Origin of the sequence: Salinirussus salinus (genome assembly GCF_009831455.1) — an archaeon.
GTDB classification, from domain to species: domain Archaea; phylum Halobacteriota; class Halobacteria; order Halobacteriales; family Haloarculaceae; genus Salinirussus; species Salinirussus salinus.
This window is the reverse complement of sequence record NZ_WOWO01000002.1, coordinates 1,008,831-1,027,589: the sequence shown is the minus strand read 5'-3', so window position 1 is coordinate 1,027,589 and position 18,759 is coordinate 1,008,831. Positions and strand designations below refer to the sequence as shown.

Below are 18,759 nucleotides of genomic sequence, written 5' to 3'. Positions count from 1 at the left end.
CGTGCATGGTGCGTGAGAAGGTCGTCCGCGTGAGAAGGTCGTCCGCCGGCACGGAGCCACTGTCGAAGAGTTGGTGCAAGGGCCAGGGCGACTCCGCTCCCGCGGCGGGCGTGGTCTCAGCCTTCCCGGGTGTTGTGACTCGGCGAACGGGGCAGCGCAAAAAACGGGACGCGAGAGTTCGGATGGGGATGTCCGGAAGGGTGGCGCCCGGAACGTCTCTCCGGTCACCCGTTGCCGGCTGTACCGTTCCCCGCTGTTCCGTTGCCCGCAGTTCCGTTTCCTGCCGTGCCGTTGCCCGCAGTTCCGTCACCGGCCGTGCCGTTCCCTGCGGTTCCGTTGTCGGCCGGCGGAGTCATAGCCGCCACGGTCACCAGCCCGGAGTCGACGACGGGCTCCCCGTCGACCAGGAACGGTCCGTCTTCCATGCCGTCCGTCGCGACGAAGTCGTAGACGGTGTTGTTATTCGTCTCCTCGTGGGGCATGGCGATCAGGGTGTCGTTCTCGGTGAGCACCGTTTCGTTGAACGTCGCACCCGGCACGTCGAACAGCGTGACCGTGAGGTTCTCGTAGGTACCGTTCCCCAGGTACTCGGAGACACCGACGACGCTGCCAACGACCTCGCCGTCGAGCAGCGAGGAGTCGTGGATCGCCACGTAGCCGTCATCAGGGAGGGTCGCGTTGGCGACCGTGACGCTCGTGCCGTCGGAGGTCTGGTTCTCGAAGACGACCGAGGCCTGGGTGGTCGCGTTCGGCTCGGTCACGTTCGGCCCCGGCGCGACCGTCACGGCTGCCGAGTCCGTCACCGGCTGGCCGTCGGCGACGAAGGGACCGTCCTCCATGCCGTCGGTCGCCACGAAGTCGTAGACGGTGTTGTTATTCGTCTCCTCGTGGGGCATGGCGATCAGAGTGTCGTTCTCGGTCAGTTCGGTCTCGTTGAACTCGGCACCCGGCACGTCGAACAGCGTGACGTTGAGGTCCTCGTAGGTACCGGCCTCCCGGTACTCGGAGACGCCGATGACGCTGCCCACGACCTCGCCGTCGAGCAGCGAGGAGTCGTGGATCGCCACGTAGCCGTCCTCGGGAATCGTCACCTCAGCGACGGTGACGGTCGTCCCGTCCGAGGTCTGGTCCTCGAAGGTGACGGAGGCTGTCGTCTCCGCGAGGGTCTCGAGTGTCAGTGTCGCGAACGCTCCCCGGTCGCGCGTGAACGCGCCGTGGATGTACTCGCCGGGGTCCAGCCCCTCAGTCGAGAGCTCGAAGGAGACCGTCGTCGAACTGTCCGCCTCGAGTGTCACGTCCTGGCTGGCGAGGGGGATCCCTGCGACCCGGAACTCGACCGCCTGGGTCGTGGTGAACTCGTTGGGGTTTGCGACCGTCGCGTTCACCGTGACGGTGTCACCGACAGTCGCCGTGGAGGGTGCCTCGAGGGAGTCGAGCGTGAACGAGTCGGAGACGGTCAGCTGCCCGACCGCTCCACCGCTGTCGGTGAAGACCGCGTAGACGTAGTCCCCGGGTTCGACCTCGGTGGTGTTGACCGAGCCGGTCACTGTCGTGGTCTCGCCGGCGTTAAGCGTCACCGTACTCCGGTCGACCACGTCACCCCCGAACCGGAACTCGACGCGTTCGGTCAGGACCCCGTCTGTCGGGTTGCTCAGCGTCGCCGTGACCGTTACCTCCTCCCCCGGCGGGGCGCTCTCGGGAGCCGTCAGTCCGGTGACCGCCACCCCCTGGTTCCCGACACCGCCGATGCCTCCGCCATTGCCCGCCTGTGCCAGTGCCGGCGACTGGACGGCGGTCGCCTGCGTGGCGACTCCGCCCAGCGCGACGAGCACAAGCGCGATCGCGAGTAGTTTGAGTCGTGTCATTTTCGGCAGAGAACCGCTCGGCTGGAGTCTGCATAAAGCGAGCCGACAGTTCAGTTCCGAAGGGGAACCCAACCGTTCACTAACGTGAGCTTAGTCGCACGGCTTCCGGCCCTCCTCCGGGGCCACGGGCGAGCACGGCACCGCTACCTCCTGGCACTGGCCCCGCTCCGTCGGTCGATAAGCTGATATTTCTGGACCGACGGCGGTCGGTCCGCAGGCTCTCTGCGTCGCCGCAGCCGACAAGCGACGGAGTTACTAATTTCACAGAAATAACACAAATAGCTACAAAATTTGTATCTAATACGGAATTAGAACGAAAATACAAGTACCGTGCCGTGGTCTGTGGCGGCATGACCCTCGACGGGACCGACAAGGCGATCCTCTACATGCTCCAGCGCGACGCCCGGGGGGCGACGACCAGCGAGATGGCGGAGCGGGTCGGCATGTCTGCGAGCACGGTGCGGAACCGGATCAAGAAGATGGAGCGGACCGGCGTCATCAGGGGGTATCACCCGATCGTGGACTACGACAAGGCCGGGCTGCAGCTGCACGTCTTTTTCATCTGTAGCGCCCCGAACCCCGACCGCGGACAGCTGGCCACGGACGCACGCGAGGTCGAGGGTGTCGTGGCCGTCTACGAGGTGTTGAACGGCGAGGACAACATCCAGGTCGAGGCCGTCGGCACCGACACCGACGACATGGCACGCATCAACGACGAGCTCAGCGACCTCGGCCTCGACGTGGTCAACTCGAAGGTGATCAAAAGCGCCCACCTCCAGCCCTACGACCACTTCGGGCAGGGGGTGGTCGAGGGTGACGGGGCCTGACCGCCGCGACGCCGTGGAGTTCTGTTCAGATGGCTCCGAAGGGGGGACGTACCGGGCGACCTACGACCGGAGCGTCGTCTCCCCGAGCGAGGCGGTCATGCTCGTCCTGACCGAAGCCGACGGGGGGGACATCTCTGACCTGCCGCCGCTGTACGACGCAGTAGACACGGACGCGCTCGACAGGCTCTTCGAGGAGGCGGCGGCGCGGCGCTACGGGGAGCGTGGACTCGTCCGGTTCACGTACGACCGGTACGAGGTGTCGGTCCGGAGCGAGGGGGTCGTCGAAGTGCACGACACCGGCGGCGAACACGACCGGCGCGAGCGGGAGTGAGAGAGTCCTGACTGGAGGGGATACAGCACAAAAAACCGCCGTCCGGGTGCCGTGGGGCACCGGGGTCAGCGCTAGTTGCGGACGAGGTTCGTCGCGCGGGGGCCCTTGGGGGCCTGTTCGATGTCGAAGTCGACATCCTGTCCTTCTTCGAGGTCCGGGCCGCCGACATCCTCCATGTGGAAGAAGACGTCATCGTCCGCGTCCTCAGTCGAAATGAAACCGTAACCGCCAGTGTCGTGGAAGAAATCCACCTTACCGTTTGCCATTGCGAATGGACAGATGGGTGGTCACCGGATAACCGTTCCGATATCCGTATCGCATCCGGTCCTTAATCTGAAAAACGTTGAAAAATACTCGGAAATTTCTGATAGGAGTACAATAGCCGGTAACGGTGGGCGGACGTGTGGTCCCGGCGCGTGGAACGGCCCGTCCGTCGGATCGTCGGCTCCGGCGTCACTCACTCCCGGACCTCGCCGGCAGGGTCGAGCCGGCCCAGCTCCTCGCGGAGTTCCCGGCGCTTGACCAGTGCGAACCCGAGGAGGACGAGCGCGAACCCGGCCGCGGTGTGGACGGTCGGCTCCTCCCCGAGAAAGACGAGGCCGGTCAGGACCGCGACGGCCGGCGCCGCGTAGGAGACGAGGTTGATCTCGATGGGGCCGAGCCGCTCGAGCAGGTCGAAGTAGATCAGAAAGCCGAGCGCACTGGCGACGACGACCAGGTAGCCCAGTGCGAGAACGGCCTCGCCCGTCCACCGGACGGCGGCGGGCGACTCCCCGACTGCGACGCTGGCGGCGTGCATCAGAGCCGCGCCGATCACCATCGACCACGCCTCCATCGTCTCGACGGGCAGTCCGGCGTCGATCCGCCGGGTGAGGACACTGCCAAGCGCGAACGAGGCCGCCGCGAGCAACACCAGAAACAGCGAGACGGTCCGAGCAGTCAGCAGGTCGCCGGGGGCTGGCGCGCTCAGGACGGCCACGCCGGCAAAGCCCAGCCCCAGGCCGAGCAGACCGAACGCGGTGAGTCGCTCGTCGGGTAGAAAGGCGCGGGCGAATCCGGTCGTGAGCACCGGCGAGAGGCTGACGACGACCGCCGCCGCGCCACTCGTGGTCCCCTGCTCGCCCACGAACAGGAAGGCGTGGTAGGCGGCGATCAGCAACGCCCCGCCGACGGCGACGGAGAGCCACTCCTCGCGCTCGCGGGGTCGCCACCGGTCGGTGGCGTAGGCCGCGTACGCCAGGACGAGCACGCCCGCGAGGTCGTACCGGAAGGCCGCGAACAGCACCGGCGGGAAGAATTCAAGGCCGGCTTTGATGGCGGTGAAGGCGCTGCCCCAGGCGGTCGCGAGCGCGAGAAACAGCAGCGCGTTCCGGAATCTCATTCCCCGGCCGGGGCGAGCGGTCCCGCCGGCCTAAACGATACGATCCGCGCCCGGGTCGAGTTTTTTGTGGAGTACGGCCACTCTATGCCCTTCCCGACCGACGTCCTCGCCCGTGTCCCGTACCCGCTGCCCGGGGCGCCGTCGTCCTCGTTCGTGCAGAAAATACACACTAATTGACATGATTCCCCGAACGCGCTGAACCCGGGGCTCACATGCCGCAGCCATCCACGGGGACCGGCTATTTGTCGCTATCCGCACACCTAACTTTTTTTATCCCTTCCCGAAAACCGGACCTGATACTGACAGATGACACGCACTTCAGGTCTGTTGCTCGGAAGTATCGTCATCATCGCGTTCGGTGTCGCCGCTGTGAGCTTCGGGGTCGCCGAGCCGTACGTCTCCTCCTCGGCGGTGCCCGTGGAGCCGCCGGTCGCGTTCGGCGGGGCCATCGCACTCCTGTTCGCCGCCGTCCTGCTCAACAGCGTGATCAACGCGCGGATCTGGCGAGGAATGGGTCGTGGTCTGGGATTAACGCCGGAGGGCGGCATCAACGTCTTCGCAAAGCACGACCTGACCGGAGAGGTGGAGGGCCGGCCGGTTCGCGTCCACACCTACACCGAAAGCACCGGGGGCGGCGGGGACTCCGGCTCGAGCCGGACCTACACGCTCATCGAGACGGAACTCGAGTCTCCGGTCGAGTGGAGCGCTATCGTCGGCCCTCCGGACGGGGAGTTGACCGACCTCGGACGCTCCGGCGGCGCGACCCCTGACATCGGTCCGGAGGAGGAGTCGCTGGCCGCCGTTCCCGAGATGGGTGAGACCCAGACAGTGACCGTCCGGGACGGGCTGGCGGTGTGGGGCGGCCTCTCGGCGGAGCGCGCAGAAGCGCTACTCACCCCACGCGTGGAGCGCGCAGTGACGGACATCGAGGGTGGCGTCAGCGTCGGGGATGCCGCGGGAACGATGATCGACGCGATGAGCGAGATGCTCGAGGATGCCGACGGGCTCGGCACCGGCCTCGTACAGGGAGTGCTGGACGCCGCAGAAGGGGGTCAGGGGGACACCCCGGAGGCGACGGTGACACACGAACAGCGAGGCCTGCTGCTTGACGACTCGACACTGGAGCGCCGCGTCGAGGCGGTGGTGGCCGCCGCGGAGGCTGCAGAAGAGGCCCGTCCAGGGACGTAGAAGCGGGTCCCCGCGCAGCGCACACCGTCCGACGTCTCTCCGACAGGTGGACCGTGCGATACCCGCTGTATCCACACACCAGTACTGTCAGCCGATAAAAATTCAGCGGGACCTCCCCTTTCTGGAGCGAGGAGTGCATCAAACGTCGCGAGCAGTTCGAACGAATCAACTTCGGCGAGATGGAGGGCGCTATCACGACCACTGAGAGACCCCGCGGGAGATGCCGTCTGCTGTCAAAAATCGGTGGCCTCTGCACTCACGACCCGCAATCTATCCATAGCGGCTGTGTTTAGCGCGTCTATAGAGGGCGCTCGTTCCATTACTGCTCGTCCAACATCCGGATGCCTCGCTCCACGACTGCGTCGGTCACAAAGAGGCTCGTCTCACGCTGGAGTGCTCGCATACGGGATGCCGCTTCGTCTCTGTCGAGTAATCCGCGGCCGTAACCGAGCGCGATGACGCCGATGGAACCGCGTACTTCGATGTCAGCGCTGGATGCCGCCTCTCGAGCGGCGAGGTCATCGGTCAAGAGAACGACTCCCCGCTCTTTTGCGACCGCAATCGCGGCGCGTTCCCCAGCGTCCAGTTCTTCGGCTTCGACTCGGCTTTCATCGGCTTCGACGAGTTCGTACGAGAGGTCAGCCAGTTCGTCCGGAACACCACCGACCTCGACTTCCTCGTAAACCGTCTCTGGAACGAGGAGCGTGTCAAACGCCGAGAGCAGTTCGAGTGAATCGGTTTCGGCGAGGTGAATGAGTGGTCCGGCATCTGAAACGGCCGCAAGCGTCACGCGTTCAGGCCCCAGTCGACGTCATCCTCGACCACCTCACGCTCGCGCTCAGCTCGCTCGACTTTCGTCCGACCGACGCGCTCGATCGCTCCCTCGCGGTCGAGTTCTCCGTCGAGGTACTGTGCGAGCACGAGGTCTTCCCACAGGTCTTCGAGACCGCGTTCCAGTGCCCGTTCGAACACCTCGGACTCTGGAAGGCCGCGTGCCTCCGCGATTTCTCGTACCCGGTCCGAGATTTCGGCGGCCATACAGTGTGGTTGCTCGGCAACGTTCATAAATCCGTGTCTGCCTGCCCGACGAGAATCTGACCGGGGCCTATGTCTACCGTGGCCACAACCAGATATCCCCAGAGACGCCGTCTTCCGTCAAAAACCAGTGGCCTCTGCACTCACGACTCACAATCTATCCATAGTGAATGTGTTTAGCGCGTCTATAGTGGCCCCTCGTTCCGTCATTCTACATTTAGCGGCCGCTACCGCGTCTAGGTCTCGTGGTTTGTCGTACCGTCGAATATCAGCAGTAGTGAATGCAGCGGTCGTCTTCAGGACGTGATTCGAGGTGCGCGTCGACCGTTTTCACGACGTCCCCGATGTCTCGGCCAGCCTGCTGAACGTAGATGATTCCAGCGTGCTCGAATCCGGATCCTTCGACGAGCGAGAGGAAGTCGTCGTCGAACGTCACCAGTATCCAGTCGTTCTCGACTGCATACGAGAGGTGTTCCCGGTCGGGGTCGCCCAATCGTCCCTCGTCCCGAGCAGTGTAGACGGTCCAGCCACGACGGCGGAGTCCGTCCGCGACTGGAATCCATATACTCTCGTCACAGTACAGCGACCTCATGCCGTCGCAGATTCGGCGGATCTGAAGTCGTCGATATGGTCGTAATAGTACGCGAGGGCACGGTGGACATCACCGAGCGAGAGGTCCGGGTACAGCTGGGTAATCTCGTCGGGCTCGTACCCGCTATGCTCGTACGCGACCGCGACGTCTTTCACCCGGATACCAGTGCCCTCGATGGTCGGGGCACCGTCGCTGTGCTCGGGGTCTTGGACGATGCTCATGGATGGCCTTCGCGCTCTCTCGGTAATAAAAACGTGGTCGACGCCGAACTGACCGGGGCCTCTGTCTACCGTGGCCACAGCCAGATATCCCCAGAGACTCGTTCTACCGTCAAAAACCGGTGGCCTCGGCACTCTGGTGAATATCAACATAGATAAGATATTAAAAAGTTGATAGTAAATTCCAGAGTGTACGGAGGCGAAGCGGGTTTTCCCGCCTTCTCCTGTCCGCAAGAGGTGTCAGTATGTCCGACGACAAAGACCAATGGAAACAGACCGCAGGCCTCGCAGCCGACTCGACGGTCGCCCAGATCGTCTGCAAAGAACCCGACAAGGAAGAGTGGGATGAAGAAGCAGAGGAGAAGGGCTACCGAAGCACGAGCAAATACCTCTACGAACTGGTACAGGAGGCCCGCGCCTATCGACAGCAAGGGTATCTCGCGCACCACCAGAGCGAGGAGGAGATAGCCGAACTCAAATTACGGATCGAGGAACTGGAGACGCAGCTGGAGCGAGAGCGGAAGAAGGAGAGTGGAACCACGAAGATCGACGACATCGACTTCCTCGAACAGTTCCTCTCCACGGAGTACCAGACGCTACCCGAGATTCTGCAGGACATCGTGGAGAGTGGTGCGCTGGACAACTTGATCCGGAAGCCGGTTGAGGACGAACTTTACTTCCTGGCCTCGCAGGAGCGCGTGGAGTACGAGCGTGGTCACGGCTGGCGACTCACTGACGGGGGTGATGGCGATGGCCGATGACTGGTACGAGACGGTCTACGAGAACAAACACGACGTGGTCAACGAGTTCATCCGGAAGAAACAGAGCACCGGCTGTAGCCACCGGACGCTCAACTCCTACAGCCGGACACTGAAGAAGTTCTTCCACGAGCAGTTCCCGGACCTCACGCCGTCCGAGGTAACGGTGCGACACGTCGAGGACTACGTAGTAACGCTCGACCAGCGTGGCCTGTCGCAGAACACGAAACGACGATACCTCGAATCGCTCTCGGCGTTCTACGACTGGACGATGAAACGGCCCCGATTCGAGGACATTACTGGGAATCCGGCTGCCGTCGTGTTGGAGGACATCCCGAAGAAGATCCGCAAACGGCCCGACTGTGCGACCTGGGAGAACGGTGCCAAGATAATCCGGGAGATGACCGATCCACGGAACAAGACGGTCGCCGTCCTCCTCGCCAAGACCGGCTGTCGTGTCAGCGAGGCCTTGGAAGTGAAGATGGATGACCTGATGTTAGACGAGGGATTCGTTCGTCTCCGAGAACGGAAAGGTGGCAAGCAGACGGTCGTGCCGGTAGACGAGGAGACGATCCAGACCATTGAGCGGTTCAAATTCACCCGGCCATCGAACGACGATTCGGACTACTTGTTCCTCAGTATCCGTGGGAACCGTGTATCGAAGACTCAGGTGCAGCGGGCAGTGAAGGATGCCACCGTCAAGGCAGGTGTGATGGAGCGCAGCGAGGACAGATTTCACAAGAAGTTCACGCCGCACACCTATCGAACTGTATTCACAACGCTGATGCGGAATCAAGGAATGAAGCAACACATACTGCGGTACATCCGTGGTGACGCGGCAAGTGAAACGATGGATATCTACACGCGAGTCGACCGAGAGGATGCTCGCAAGGAGTATCTAGACTGTATCAAACCCCTCAATCTCTAAATACCGGAGGTGAACGATCTACCAAATGCACGAATTGATGGAATGGAAGAATAGGGATGGTGACCTCGTTGGTGCGTCTGTCTTTTTGACGACTGAAGAGGTCAAAGAAGCCCGTGAAGAGGGCTCGATAGAAATCGAAGTTACTGGATGATAGTCATCTAATCATCAATTTTTAACATGGTCGAATATGTTCCCTGCACTGTATATTACAAAGGCGCTCAAAGCCAGTGGGTTCCTTGAGCTCGCAACGATGATGGCTGTCGGACTGTACCAGTTCACCTTGTTGGCCGGCGGCAACGGGAGTCCTGGCTGGATGATCGGTGGTCACGCACACCTTGGAGTAATCTCGATCCTCGCAATCGTGATGGGCTTCGCTGTACCAGCACTCGAAGTCACCGGTAATCTTCGCACCGCGGTCACGGCCTTGTTCATCGCTGGTCAGTGGGGTATTCCTGGTATCGTCTGGCTTGGAGAAGGCTTCGACCTCGGTTTCCTCATGCCCACCGGCTTCCTTTGGGGAATAGCACTCATAGTGTCCATGCTGATCATGCTGTACGCAACTCTGAGCCAGGATTCTTCAACTGCTGGAAGCGGGCCGACCGGAGCTGCACCGGCCGACGACTGAAAAACCTCTACTTTTAGAGCGGTTGGATAGCCGCAATACCACCCAATCGAACGGATCCCGTGCCGGTTCACGGCGGGCTGTTTCCCGTTCGATCTGCATCGGCCGGAAGAAATCCACTCCGACTCAATAGGGAATCGTTCTCAGCGACGATGTCAAGGAGTGGTGCTGGTGCTATCGAATAGACCGATTTTGTCGAAAAGGCTGGATTTAATAGCCACTGGACAAATACTTGGTAATGATTTGGAGCTGATGGGATACTGATGGATAGTGAATTGGGGGTTCGAGAGGTATCTCTTCCGGAATCGGTTATTCAATTAGAAGCCGAGTATGACGAAAATGTCGGGATCCGAGACGACTATGTCTGGAAATGGTTGCATTCACTATGGCCGAATTTCCGACTTTCTTCTGTTGTCAATAAGGGGGGAGAGGTGCGGGAGCAGAAAACCCTACTCACGATGTATATCACGCTCCTGGATGACCTGGCAGACCAGATTCACGACAAGGAAACCTTCGAAGAGGGTGCAAAGATCCCGTTCGAGCAGTACAGCAGTGAGACGGGTCACTCCAACGTCGACAGCGAGTATCTTTCCGTCGTAAGGGACGTGTGGGACGAGTTCGAGACAGCGCTCCAGGCAAATCCACTCTATGGAGAATACGAAGACGTCTTTCTCTTCGATCTCCGTCAGGCTCTGCAGTCGATGCGGTACGGATTTCTGGTCAACCACACGCCAACGATGGCGAATCTCTCTGAAGCGTACGCCCTCGGGAGTTACAACATGGTCATGTTCCCGTACGCCGATATAGACTTGACGTACTCGCCCTCGTTCGATCCGACCGACTTGGGTCGACTCCGAGGATTGATCTACGAGTGCCAGCAGATGGCCCGTATCGGCAACTGGGTAAGTACGTGGCGACGAGAGATTCAGGAAGGCGATCTGTCGTCAGGGGTCGTGATCCGAGCAGCAGAAGAGGGGCTTTTCGACCCACAAATGCTTGTCGATGAGAAATCAGAGGTCTCTCCGGAAGAGGTTATCGCAGCTATCGAAGAGGCCGATATCGCTGATTGGTTCCTCTCAGAGTGGGAAACACGAAGAGAGCGACTCGAGGATGAGTATTCCATCGAATCCATCGACGTCACGGAATTTCTCACAGGTATGGATACGATATTGGAGTACCACCTCAAAAGCCAAGGGAAGAAGTAGCCGGGTGAAAACAGCCAACTGTGACTCACCTTTCCGTTGATCCGTCCGAGATTCACCGTATCGATCGACGTGTGGACAAAAACTGAAACCTCGTATCGAACGCGAAATTGTAATTTATTAGCTCTGTTCTCCACGCTCTGCTGTTCATTCGTCCAATAACGAATGCATCTCTTAGGTAAGAGATGCAGACCTCGGCACTCATAGGGTTCGTCATCGCCGCGGGAGAATGCGGCTCGGAACACACGGTTCGTCATCGGCCGGCCGGGGGTACCGGCCGGCCACGGAAGACGGTTCCGGGCCCGGCCGGATGACATAAGTAGTTGTATCCTACAGGTTCGCACATCCGTGACGTCAGACGAGCAGTCAGTCGGCGGTGCCGTCCGAGTCGTGGCTGATGGGGGTGGCCGTCAGGGGGAGCCACGGGACGGCCGAACAGAGGCACAGACACGGTCTGGCGACCGGCCGGGCCGACAGTCCGGTCGCGAGAGCGGGACGGAACGCCGCGGCGGTGGTTCCGAGGGAGGCGGCGGACCGGCCCCTCCCGGCGGCCCGGGCGGCACCCGGCCGCCCGGCGACGAGGGTCCCTCGACGGCCCGGCGGGTCGGGGTCTTCGTCCTCGGGTTCCTGCTGGCGGTCAGCGTCATCGCCACGAGCGGCATCTTCGCCGCGCAGGGGACGGCGCTGAACGCCGACTACGTCTCGAACACGCTCGAGGGGACGGACGCGACCGCCGAGATCGAGGTGCAGGCAGAGGACGTCATCATCGAAGAGGCTGGCTCGCTGGGCGGGGCCGACTACATCCCCAACGCGGACGGACTCGTCGAGGGGACCGTCCGGGAACTGGTGACCGAGGAGTACGTGAGCGACGTCATCTCGACCAACCTCGAACGCTTCTACGCCTACCTCAAGGGCGAACGGGCCGACCTCGTGCTGGCCGTCGACACGACACCGGTCACCGACAACATCGAGCCGACCGTCGAGGAGCAACTCCAGGAAGTCCCGGTGACCGACCTGCTCCAGCAGGAGGCCTTCGCCGGCGCCTTCTCGCTTCCGGGCGCCGAGGTCGACCCCGACCGGCTCGCGCGCGCTTACGAGGACCCGGAGACCTACCGCGAACTGCAGAACGAGTACAGCCAGGCCCTCGACCGGACCGGCGCCACCCGCGAGGACCTCAACCGGACGGTCGTCGACAACACCCGCCCGCAGGTCAGCGACCTCCCGCCGTACCTCCAGGACTCCATTTTCCGGCTGGAGACGACCTTCATCCTCGGGTTCACCAGCGACCTCTCCCACGAGGAGTTCCGCCAGCGCGTGCAGGCCGCCCGTGACGAGTTCTACGGCAGCGTCGCCCGCTACGCCCAGGAGCAGGTGGGCGGGCAGGTCGACGACACCATCGACGTCACCGAACAGCTCTCCGACGACCAGCGCCAGGCCGTCGACGAGGCACGGGGGACGGTCCAGCTGGTGAGCACGCTCGGGCTCGTCCTTCCGGTCGTGGCCCTAATCTTGGCGCTCTCGATCCTCCTCGTCTCGCACTCGGTCAGCAAGGCCGCCCGCGCCGTGGGCGCGAGCCTGCTCGTGGCCGGGGTGCTCGGGTTCGTCGCGGGGACGGTCGGGAGCGGCGAGGCCGACCGGCAACTCGGGGACGCCCTCGCGGACGCCGACCAGGAGTTCGTCGTCGAAACCGCGCAGGCACTCGTCGACGGGGTCTTCTCGGGACTGAACACGAACTTCCTCGTCGTCGCCGCCGCCGGGGTCGCCCTGCTGGCCGTCTACGTCGTCGTCGACCGCCGCCAGCCCGAGGCTATCCCGGCCGGCTGGCGCTGACTCTTACTCCCCGACCCGTTCCCGCGCCGCCGCGACCAGAAGCGGGAGCGTGATCGTCGCGTCGGCGTAGACGGAGACGTTCCGGGCCGCTCGCTCGAGTTTCCCCCACGAGCGGGCCTCGTCGAGCGTCGCCCCGGAGAGCCCGCCGGTCTGTGGCGGGTCCATTGTCAGCTGGACCGCGTAGTCGTAGGCATCGGGCGAGACGAGCATCGTCTGGAGCACGAAGTTCTTGGGCACGCCGCCGCCGACCACCAGCGCCCCGGCCTCCTCGGCGTGGTAGGCCTGGTCGGTCAGCCGGTCCATATCGGCCAGCGCATCGAGCGAAAAGTCGGAGGTCTGGCCGTACATCCAGGCCTGCAGCCCCAGCACCGAGTCCTGGACGGCCGGACAGTAGACCGGCACGCCGGCCTCGTACGCCGCGGCCGCGATACCGGGGCCGGCGTCGATATCCTCTGTGACATTCGTGTCCGCGTTCGCCCGCCCGAGCTCCTCGGTCAGCCGCTGGATGCTCACGGTCCCCTCCTCCGCGAGGGCCGGGAAGACCTCGCTGCGGAGGTGTGACTCGAAGGCGGTGAAGTGTTCCTGAGGGAGGTAGACGTCGTAGATGCGGTCGACGCCCTCCTCGCGGAGCTGTTCGTCGTGGGCCCGGCGCTCGGCTTCCGGGGGCTCCTCGCCGTGGTGGTGGTGGCCGCCGATGGCCTCGATGGTGTCGTGGGTGAGGTTCGCGCCCGTCGTCACGAGGGCGTCGACGTGCCCGTCCCGGACCAGGTCGGCGACGAGCCGGCGCATCCCCGCCGGGACCATCGCGCCCGCCAGCCCGACGAAGTTCGTCACCCCGTCGCCGAGCATCTCGGCGTAGATGTCGACGGCCTCGTGGAGCGCCCCCGCCCCGAAGCCGGCAGAGCCGTACTCCGCGGCGAGTTCGCCGACGGTCATCCCCGCTCGCGCCTCCGCGTGCGCCACGGGGTCGTGGTCGAACGCCTCGCGGCTGTCCTCGCTCATGTCCCCGCATCGACTGCGAGCCGGCTAAAGCCGTGCGGTCCGGGGGTGACGACTCCGGTTGCGGTCCTACAGCCCCGTCGGGTGGTCGATGTACGTCGTCTCCAGTCCCCACTCCTCGAGCCGCCCGGCGAGCGCCCGCACGCCGAAGGTCTCGGTGGCGTAGTGGCCCGCGAGCACGACGTGAACCCCGGCTTCCCGGGCCTCGTGGTAGGCGAACTGCTTGCCCTCGCCGGTGACCAGCGCGTCCGCCCCGACCTCGATGGCCTCCTCCAGCCAGTCGACGCCGCTCCCGGTGACGACGGCGACGTCCTCGACGGCCTCGGGGCCGAAGTCCAGCACCTGCACGCCCTGCCCGCCGGTGTTGAGTTCCGCCGCGAGCCGCTCCCGCAGGTCGCCGACCGCGGCAGGCTCCGGGAGCCGCCCTCGCTGGCCGATCTCCTCCGGGCCCATGGTCCCGAAGGGCTCCCGGTCTGCCAGACCGAGCACGTCGCCCACGCCGGCGGCGTTGCCCAGCTTCTGGTGACCATCGAGCGGGAGGTGGGAGACGTACAGCCCGACGTCGCCTTCGACCAGCCCCGCGACCCGGTCGTAGTCGCGACCGGTCACCCGCTCCAGCCCGTCCCAGACGAGGCCGTGGTGGGTCAACAGAAGGTCCGCGCCGGCCTCGCGGGCTGCCTCGACTGTCGCCTCCGCGGCGTCGACCGCGACCGCGACCCGGTCGACCTCCCGCTCTCGCCGGCCGATCTGGAGGCCGTTCGCGCTGGCGTCGAGGTCGGCGTAGGCCGCCGTGTCCAGCAACTCGTCCAGCCGGTCACAGAGGTCGCCACAGTGCATGTCCACGTCTGTGGCGTCGGCGCCCTTCTATCCGTCGGGCCGGACGAGCTGGCCGTCCCGTTCGGCGATCAGCCCGCGGTCGACCGCCAGGTCGATCACCGCCGCACACTCGCTCTCGGAGAGCTCGTAGGCGCTGGCGGCGACGGTCTCGATCTCCGCCCGGTCGACCGGGAACTCCCGGTTCTGGAGCAGCCGCATCACCTTGTTGTACTCCAGCGCCGAGACCGTCGCCGTCACCTCCCTGTCGGGGTCCGTTCCGCCTCTCTCGTCCGCCGTGTCGCCGGCCGTCGCCGCCTCGGTTGCCGTACTGTCCGTCCCCGTGTTCCTGCCGTCTGCCGGCGACGGCGATCCCGTTCCGCCGGCCCCGTCGCTCCCGTCGTCGGCCGCCCCACGGTCCGCGTCCGACGTGTCACCGTCGGCGTCTGGGGGGTCCGCGCCGGCGTCGCGCGAGTCCCCGGCCGTCTCGTCGTCCGGCCCATCGGCGTCCCTCCCGCTCTCCGCGTCCGCGCTGTCGACAGCGGGCGGTTCGACATCCGGTTCGGCCCCATCCCCGGCTTCGGTCTCGGCGTCGGTCGGGGCCGCCCCGCCGGTGTCGCCCTCGCCGCCTTCGCCCGCGCCACCGACGCTGCCCGCGTCGCTCGCCCCGTCGCGCTCCTCGCTGTCGCTCTGTTCGCCGTCGCCCAGCGCGATGGGGTCGGGCCCGCTCTCGGTCTCGGGTTCGGTCAGCGCCGCGGGCGACTCACCCTCGAGGGCAGCCCGGTCTGTGTCCTCGAGCGCGGGGAGGATCTCGTCTTCGCCGACTACCACGTCGAGGACGGTCTCGAGCTTGTGGTGACAGCCCGGGCACAGCGTCACCACAGCCCCGTGCTCGCCGGTGTCCCCCGCGACCAGGGAGTAGTCCTGCAGCGGCTCGTCGAGGGCCGTCCCGCAGAAGTAACACGAGGAGAGGCGGTCCATACCGGGGGCAGTGGGGCTCCGGGCAAAAAGGCCACGCCACCGACGCCACCCGGGCGGGCGCGGGACCCGCAGTCGCGCCCGCCGGCCTACGCGTCCGAACCCGCGGCGTGTGCGAAGACGAACTCGCGGAGGAGCTTGGCGGCGAGCGTCGCCGCCTGGCCGTCGTCGCGGTCGTTGACCTCGACGGCGTCGAACCCGACGGCCCGGGGGGCGACCCCGCGGACCACACCGCGCATCGTCGCCGGCTCCAGCCCGAACGGCTCCGGCGTGCCGGTGCCCGGCGCGTACCCCGGGTCCGCGGCGTCGACGTCGACGCTCAGATAGACGTCCCCCTCCAGTTCCGGCTCCCACTCGCTCACCGCGTCCGGGCCCACGACGGTCACGTCGTCGGCCTCGGCCCGCTCCCACCCCTCCTGGCTGCCGGCCCGGGCACCCAGGACGACGACCTCGTCGACGACCGAGAGCAGCCGGCGGGTGACCGTCGCGTGACTCGTCCCGGCGTCCGCGTACGTCTCCCGGAGGTCCAGATGGGCGTCGAGAACGACCGCCACGTCGGGCTCGAGCGCCCGCACCGCCGCCAGCGCGACGGTATGCTCGCCGCCGACCACGAGCGGTACCGTCCCCTCCACTGCGTAGTCCGCGAGTGTTCCGCGGAGGTACTCGAGATACTCGTCGACGTCGGCGCGGGGGTGGACGTCGCCGTGGTCGTGGACGGCAAGATCCGAGAAGGAGCGGCCGGAGCGGTGGTCGAAATCCTCGAAGCCGCCGGCAGCGTGCCGGACCTCGCGGGGTCCGAAGCGGGTCCCCGGCCGGAAGGAAGTCGTGGCATCCAGCGGCGCCCCGACGAGGGCGTAGTCGGCGTCGGTCCGGTCGGCCGTTGCCCCCGGGAACATTCAGACGATCTTCCGTTGCTCCTCGTACTCCAGGAACTCGATCTCGTCGTCGGCCTCGGCGTCGACCCCGTCGGCGCGCATCACGAAATTCTCGTAGGTCTCCAGGTCCATCACCTGGATCTCGTCGCCGTCCACGTTGATGACCTGGCCCTGTTTGCGGTTGATGATCGGGACCCAGACCTTGGCGTCGACGGGCTGGGAGAGCGAGCGCTTCTTGCCGTCGAAGACGCCCTCGGCCTCGATACGGGCTTTCGCGCTGCCGTGTTTGCCCGGCTTCGCCGTGCTGTAGGAGTTGATCTTGCAGGGGGCGTCGTCGATCATGACGTAGCTCCCCTCGTCGAGGTCGCGGACCTCGGTCTGCTCTCGTGGCATGCCTCCCGGTTGTCGATCCCCGAGTATAAACGGTTTGGAACGGCTCCGTTCGGCTCACGGCCGTTCGACCGCTCAGGCTTACCCCGGCCCGCTTCCGGGGCGGTCCTCCGGGTTCCCGGTGTCGGCTCCGCTTTCCGGCCTGCTCGGGCTGGCACTCTCTCCCTCCCCGGCGTCGGCTCCGGGCCCGGTACCGGCTCCCGACCCGGGGCCGACTCCGGGTCCGGCGCCACCGAGTCCCAGTGCCGGCCCCTCCGACTCCGTTCCCTCGTCGCGCTCGCGCATCGCCTGCCGGGTGAACTGGGGCTCGGCCCGGATACCGCGGCGCTTGCGGAACGACCGCCAGATGAGAACGCCCACGACGAGCGTGAGGCCGGCGGCGATACCGGTGGCCTGCGCCGTCTCGAAGACGTACAGGACCGTCGTCGCGAGGACCCCAGCGGTGAAGACGAGCCCGAGGATCACTCGCTTTGCCAGCCGCTCGAACCGCCTGTCGGGGTCCTTGAGCTCCGCCTTGACCGTCAGTGCGTCACGTTCGATGGTGTCGAGCGCCGACTCCAGCTTCGGCGGCACGCGCACCGCCGACTGCGCGGCGTCGGTCACCTCGGTCACGCGGTCCTCGACGTACTCCCGGACGCCCTCCTCGATGAACCCCTGCTCGCCGAGGTACTCCGTCGCCACCGAGATGAAGTCGAACTCCGGGTCCAGCGTCACACAGACGCCCTCGACGACCGTCGCCACCCGGAGCACGAGCGCCAGATTCGAGGGCAGACGGAGGGGGAACTCGTAGATGGTGTCCTCGACCTGCTGGACGATCTGCTGGACGCGGTACTGCTCGATCTCCTCGCCGCGGGCGTCCGCGATCGCCAGCTCCATCACGTCGGCCATCACCTGGCGGTCGGCCTCCGGGGAGAGCGTCCCCATCTCGATCAGCGTGTCGAGGATCGCGTCGATGTCCTGGGCGGCGACAGCCGCATAAAAATCGACGATCCGGTCCTGGATGAACGGGTCGACGTAGCCCGACATGCCGAAGTCGTAGAAGACCAGCGTCCCGTCGTCTTGGACGGCGAGATTGCCGGGGTGGGGGTCGGCGTGGAAGACGCCGTCCTCGATGATCATATCGAGGTAGGCCCGCTGGAGGGTCTCCGCGAGCTCGGTCCGGTCGAGCCGGCGGGTGTCCAGCTCCTCGACGTTGCTGATCTTCGTGCCGGGGACGTACTCCATGGTCAGCACCCGGCCCGTCGAGCGCTCGTCGACGACCGACGGGATCCGGATCTCGGGGTTGTCCGCGAAGTTTTCCTTGATCTCCTCGAGCATCCGCGCCTCGCGGGCGTAATCCATCTCCTCGCGGATCGTCTTGGCGAACTCGTCGGCCAGCGTCTCCAGCGAGAAGGACTGCGCCTCGCCGACGAAGCGGGAGAGTATCGGGATCGACCACCTGATCACCCGCAGGTCGGCCTCGACGAGGTCCTCCACGCCCGGCCGGCGGACCTTCACGGCCACCTGCTCGCCCCCGTGTTCGGCCAGGTAGACCTGCCCGAGGCTCGCGCCGCTGATGGCGTCGGTGTCGAACTCGTCGAAGGCTTGCTCGACGGGCCCCAGGTCGGCCTCGATGACGCCCCGCGCGTCCGCCCACTCCGCCGGCGGGACGCTGTCCTGGAGCTGGGTGAACTCGTCGATGTACTCCGGGGGCAGGATGTCGGGCCGGGTCGAGAGCAGCTGGCCCAGTTTGATGAACGTCGGCCCGAGCGTCAGCAGCGACTGCAGCAGCTTCCGGGCCCGCCGCCGCCGGGTCGCCGGCGAGACCTGCCGGGAGCGGCCGAACAGCAGGAACCGCCTGCGGTCGCGGGCGTAGGCGACGATAAGCGGGAGAAACTGCTTGACGACGACCAAAAATCGCCAGTAGGAACGGAGGTTCACCGCGCGG

22 protein-coding genes are annotated in these 18,759 nt (G+C 65.2%); 9 read left to right on the top strand and 13 right to left on the bottom strand.

Annotated features, from left to right (window positions below; translation table 11 throughout):
* Positions 1 to 224 precede the first annotated feature (224 nt).
* The gene (locus GN153_RS08550) at positions 225 to 1,865 is read right to left on the bottom strand and encodes a DUF7282 domain-containing protein (RefSeq protein WP_159901701.1); all 1,641 of its coding nucleotides are present in this window, start codon (positions 1,863 to 1,865) and stop codon (positions 225 to 227) included.
* A 350-nt stretch (positions 1,866 to 2,215) separates the two neighbouring features.
* Here GN153_RS08550 and GN153_RS08545 point away from each other — a divergent pair, with 350 nt between their 5' ends.
* Complete coding sequence (locus tag GN153_RS08545; protein ID WP_159901699.1) at positions 2,216 to 2,692, top strand: Lrp/AsnC family transcriptional regulator; 477 nt, start codon at positions 2,216 to 2,218, stop codon at positions 2,690 to 2,692.
* Positions 2,679 to 3,023 (top strand): HalOD1 output domain-containing protein, encoded by a 345-nt coding sequence (locus GN153_RS08540; protein ID WP_159901697.1) that lies wholly within the window; start codon positions 2,679 to 2,681, stop codon positions 3,021 to 3,023. The genes GN153_RS08545 and GN153_RS08540 overlap by 14 nt, the downstream gene beginning before the upstream one ends.
* Before the next feature lie 71 nt (positions 3,024 to 3,094).
* Here GN153_RS08540 and GN153_RS08535 read toward each other — a convergent pair whose 3' ends face one another.
* Positions 3,095 to 3,289: a cold-shock protein gene (locus GN153_RS08535; RefSeq protein ID WP_159901695.1), complete on the bottom strand. Its 195-nt coding sequence runs from the start codon at positions 3,287 to 3,289 to the stop codon at positions 3,095 to 3,097.
* A gap of 191 nt (positions 3,290 to 3,480) precedes the next feature.
* Positions 3,481 to 4,404, bottom strand: a complete 924-nt coding sequence (locus GN153_RS08530; protein ID WP_159901693.1) for a DMT family transporter — start codon at positions 4,402 to 4,404, stop codon at positions 3,481 to 3,483.
* Between the two features lie 306 nt (positions 4,405 to 4,710).
* Here GN153_RS08530 and GN153_RS08525 point away from each other — a divergent pair, with 306 nt between their 5' ends.
* On the top strand, positions 4,711 to 5,592 hold the full coding sequence (locus GN153_RS08525; RefSeq protein WP_159901691.1) for a hypothetical protein: 882 nt from the start codon (positions 4,711 to 4,713) through the stop codon (positions 5,590 to 5,592).
* A 319-nt stretch (positions 5,593 to 5,911) separates the two neighbouring features.
* Here the strand turns inward: GN153_RS08525 and GN153_RS08520 are convergent, their stop codons facing one another.
* From GN153_RS08520 to GN153_RS08505, 4 genes are all read right to left on the bottom strand, one after another.
* On the bottom strand, positions 5,912 to 6,382 hold the full coding sequence (locus GN153_RS08520) for a nucleic acid-binding protein (protein WP_159901689.1): 471 nt from the start codon (positions 6,380 to 6,382) through the stop codon (positions 5,912 to 5,914).
* A complete protein-coding gene (locus GN153_RS08515) occupies positions 6,379 to 6,630 on the bottom strand; it encodes a hypothetical protein (protein ID WP_159901687.1) in 252 nt (83 codons plus the stop codon). The genes GN153_RS08520 and GN153_RS08515 overlap by 4 nt, the downstream gene beginning before the upstream one ends.
* 265 nt (positions 6,631 to 6,895) lie before the next feature.
* A complete protein-coding gene (locus GN153_RS08510; protein ID WP_159901685.1) occupies positions 6,896 to 7,219 on the bottom strand; it encodes a DUF5615 family PIN-like protein in 324 nt (107 codons plus the stop codon).
* On the bottom strand, positions 7,216 to 7,440 hold the full coding sequence (locus tag GN153_RS08505; RefSeq protein WP_159901683.1) for a DUF433 domain-containing protein: 225 nt from the start codon (positions 7,438 to 7,440) through the stop codon (positions 7,216 to 7,218). Before GN153_RS08505 ends, GN153_RS08510 begins: the two co-directional genes overlap by 4 nt.
* Positions 7,441 to 7,682: 242 nt before the next feature.
* On the opposite strand from GN153_RS08505, the gene GN153_RS08500 reads away from it, so the two are divergent.
* The 6 genes from GN153_RS08500 to GN153_RS08480 all read left to right on the top strand — a co-directional run bounded on the left by GN153_RS08500 (position 7,683) and on the right by GN153_RS08480 (position 12,777).
* Complete coding sequence (locus tag GN153_RS08500; RefSeq protein ID WP_159901681.1) at positions 7,683 to 8,198, top strand: hypothetical protein; 516 nt, start codon at positions 7,683 to 7,685, stop codon at positions 8,196 to 8,198.
* Complete coding sequence (locus GN153_RS08495; RefSeq protein ID WP_159902242.1) at positions 8,188 to 9,123, top strand: tyrosine-type recombinase/integrase; 936 nt, start codon at positions 8,188 to 8,190, stop codon at positions 9,121 to 9,123. Before GN153_RS08500 ends, GN153_RS08495 begins: the two co-directional genes overlap by 11 nt.
* 25 nt (positions 9,124 to 9,148) lie before the next feature.
* Positions 9,149 to 9,274, top strand: a complete 126-nt coding sequence (locus tag GN153_RS17800) for a hypothetical protein (RefSeq protein WP_268893122.1) — start codon at positions 9,149 to 9,151, stop codon at positions 9,272 to 9,274.
* 36 nt (positions 9,275 to 9,310) lie between these two features.
* Positions 9,311 to 9,748, top strand: coding sequence for a hypothetical protein (locus GN153_RS08490; RefSeq protein WP_201287832.1), 438 nt, complete (start codon positions 9,311 to 9,313; stop codon positions 9,746 to 9,748).
* 260 nt (positions 9,749 to 10,008) lie between these two features.
* Positions 10,009 to 10,950 (top strand): hypothetical protein, encoded by a 942-nt coding sequence (locus GN153_RS08485; protein ID WP_159901679.1) that lies wholly within the window; start codon positions 10,009 to 10,011, stop codon positions 10,948 to 10,950.
* Between the two features lie 345 nt (positions 10,951 to 11,295).
* Positions 11,296 to 12,777 (top strand): hypothetical protein, encoded by a 1,482-nt coding sequence (locus tag GN153_RS08480; protein WP_159901677.1) that lies wholly within the window; start codon positions 11,296 to 11,298, stop codon positions 12,775 to 12,777.
* Positions 12,778 to 12,780: 3 nt separating this feature from the next.
* Here GN153_RS08480 and GN153_RS08475 read toward each other — a convergent pair whose 3' ends face one another.
* The 6 genes from GN153_RS08475 to GN153_RS08450 all read right to left on the bottom strand — a co-directional run bounded on the left by GN153_RS08475 (position 12,781) and on the right by GN153_RS08450 (position 18,752).
* Positions 12,781 to 13,779: a deoxyhypusine synthase gene (locus GN153_RS08475; protein ID WP_159901675.1), complete on the bottom strand. Its 999-nt coding sequence runs from the start codon at positions 13,777 to 13,779 to the stop codon at positions 12,781 to 12,783.
* Between the two features lie 66 nt (positions 13,780 to 13,845).
* The gene (locus GN153_RS08470; RefSeq protein ID WP_159901673.1) at positions 13,846 to 14,613 is read right to left on the bottom strand and encodes a Nif3-like dinuclear metal center hexameric protein; all 768 of its coding nucleotides are present in this window, start codon (positions 14,611 to 14,613) and stop codon (positions 13,846 to 13,848) included.
* A 27-nt stretch (positions 14,614 to 14,640) separates the two neighbouring features.
* Complete coding sequence (locus tag GN153_RS08465) at positions 14,641 to 15,570, bottom strand: hypothetical protein (RefSeq protein WP_159901671.1); 930 nt, start codon at positions 15,568 to 15,570, stop codon at positions 14,641 to 14,643.
* 86 nt (positions 15,571 to 15,656) lie between these two features.
* A complete protein-coding gene (gene speB, locus GN153_RS08460) occupies positions 15,657 to 16,463 on the bottom strand; it encodes an agmatinase (protein ID WP_159901669.1) in 807 nt (268 codons plus the stop codon).
* Positions 16,464 to 16,835, bottom strand: a complete 372-nt coding sequence (locus GN153_RS08455; RefSeq protein ID WP_159901667.1) for a translation initiation factor IF-5A — start codon at positions 16,833 to 16,835, stop codon at positions 16,464 to 16,466.
* Between the two features lie 78 nt (positions 16,836 to 16,913).
* Entirely contained in the window at positions 16,914 to 18,752 is a 1,839-nt protein-coding gene (locus tag GN153_RS08450) for an ABC1 kinase family protein (RefSeq protein ID WP_159901665.1), read from the bottom strand.
* Positions 18,753 to 18,759 lie beyond the last annotated feature (7 nt).

Excerpts from the sequence above, each read along its gene's own strand:
- GN153_RS08465 (WP_159901671.1), bottom strand. The coding sequence starts at position 15,570 with ATGGACCGCCTCTCCTCGTGTTACTTCTGCGGGACGGCCCTCGACGAG.
- GN153_RS08550 (WP_159901701.1), bottom strand. The coding sequence starts at position 1,865 with ATGACACGACTCAAACTACTCGCGATCGCGCTTGTGCTCGTCGCGCTG.
- GN153_RS08525 (WP_159901691.1), top strand. The coding sequence starts at position 4,711 with ATGACACGCACTTCAGGTCTGTTGCTCGGAAGTATCGTCATCATCGCG.
- GN153_RS08470 (WP_159901673.1), bottom strand. The coding sequence starts at position 14,613 with ATGCACTGTGGCGACCTCTGTGACCGGCTGGACGAGTTGCTGGACACG.
- GN153_RS08500 (WP_159901681.1), top strand. The coding sequence starts at position 7,683 with ATGTCCGACGACAAAGACCAATGGAAACAGACCGCAGGCCTCGCAGCC.
- GN153_RS08490 (WP_201287832.1), top strand. The coding sequence starts at position 9,311 with ATGTTCCCTGCACTGTATATTACAAAGGCGCTCAAAGCCAGTGGGTTC.
- GN153_RS08485 (WP_159901679.1), top strand. The coding sequence starts at position 10,009 with ATGGATAGTGAATTGGGGGTTCGAGAGGTATCTCTTCCGGAATCGGTT.
- GN153_RS08530 (WP_159901693.1), bottom strand. The coding sequence starts at position 4,404 with ATGAGATTCCGGAACGCGCTGCTGTTTCTCGCGCTCGCGACCGCCTGG.
- GN153_RS08545 (WP_159901699.1), top strand. The coding sequence starts at position 2,216 with ATGACCCTCGACGGGACCGACAAGGCGATCCTCTACATGCTCCAGCGC.
- GN153_RS08505 (WP_159901683.1), bottom strand. The coding sequence starts at position 7,440 with ATGAGCATCGTCCAAGACCCCGAGCACAGCGACGGTGCCCCGACCATC.
- GN153_RS17800 (WP_268893122.1), top strand. The coding sequence starts at position 9,149 with ATGCACGAATTGATGGAATGGAAGAATAGGGATGGTGACCTCGTTGGT.
- GN153_RS08515 (WP_159901687.1), bottom strand. The coding sequence starts at position 6,630 with ATGGCCGCCGAAATCTCGGACCGGGTACGAGAAATCGCGGAGGCACGC.
- speB (WP_159901669.1), bottom strand. The coding sequence starts at position 16,463 with ATGTTCCCGGGGGCAACGGCCGACCGGACCGACGCCGACTACGCCCTC.
- GN153_RS08455 (WP_159901667.1), bottom strand. The coding sequence starts at position 16,835 with ATGCCACGAGAGCAGACCGAGGTCCGCGACCTCGACGAGGGGAGCTAC.
- GN153_RS08475 (WP_159901675.1), bottom strand. The coding sequence starts at position 13,779 with ATGAGCGAGGACAGCCGCGAGGCGTTCGACCACGACCCCGTGGCGCAC.
- GN153_RS08535 (WP_159901695.1), bottom strand. The coding sequence starts at position 3,289 with ATGGCAAACGGTAAGGTGGATTTCTTCCACGACACTGGCGGTTACGGT.
- GN153_RS08510 (WP_159901685.1), bottom strand. The coding sequence starts at position 7,219 with ATGAGGTCGCTGTACTGTGACGAGAGTATATGGATTCCAGTCGCGGAC.
- GN153_RS08495 (WP_159902242.1), top strand. The coding sequence starts at position 8,188 with ATGGCCGATGACTGGTACGAGACGGTCTACGAGAACAAACACGACGTG.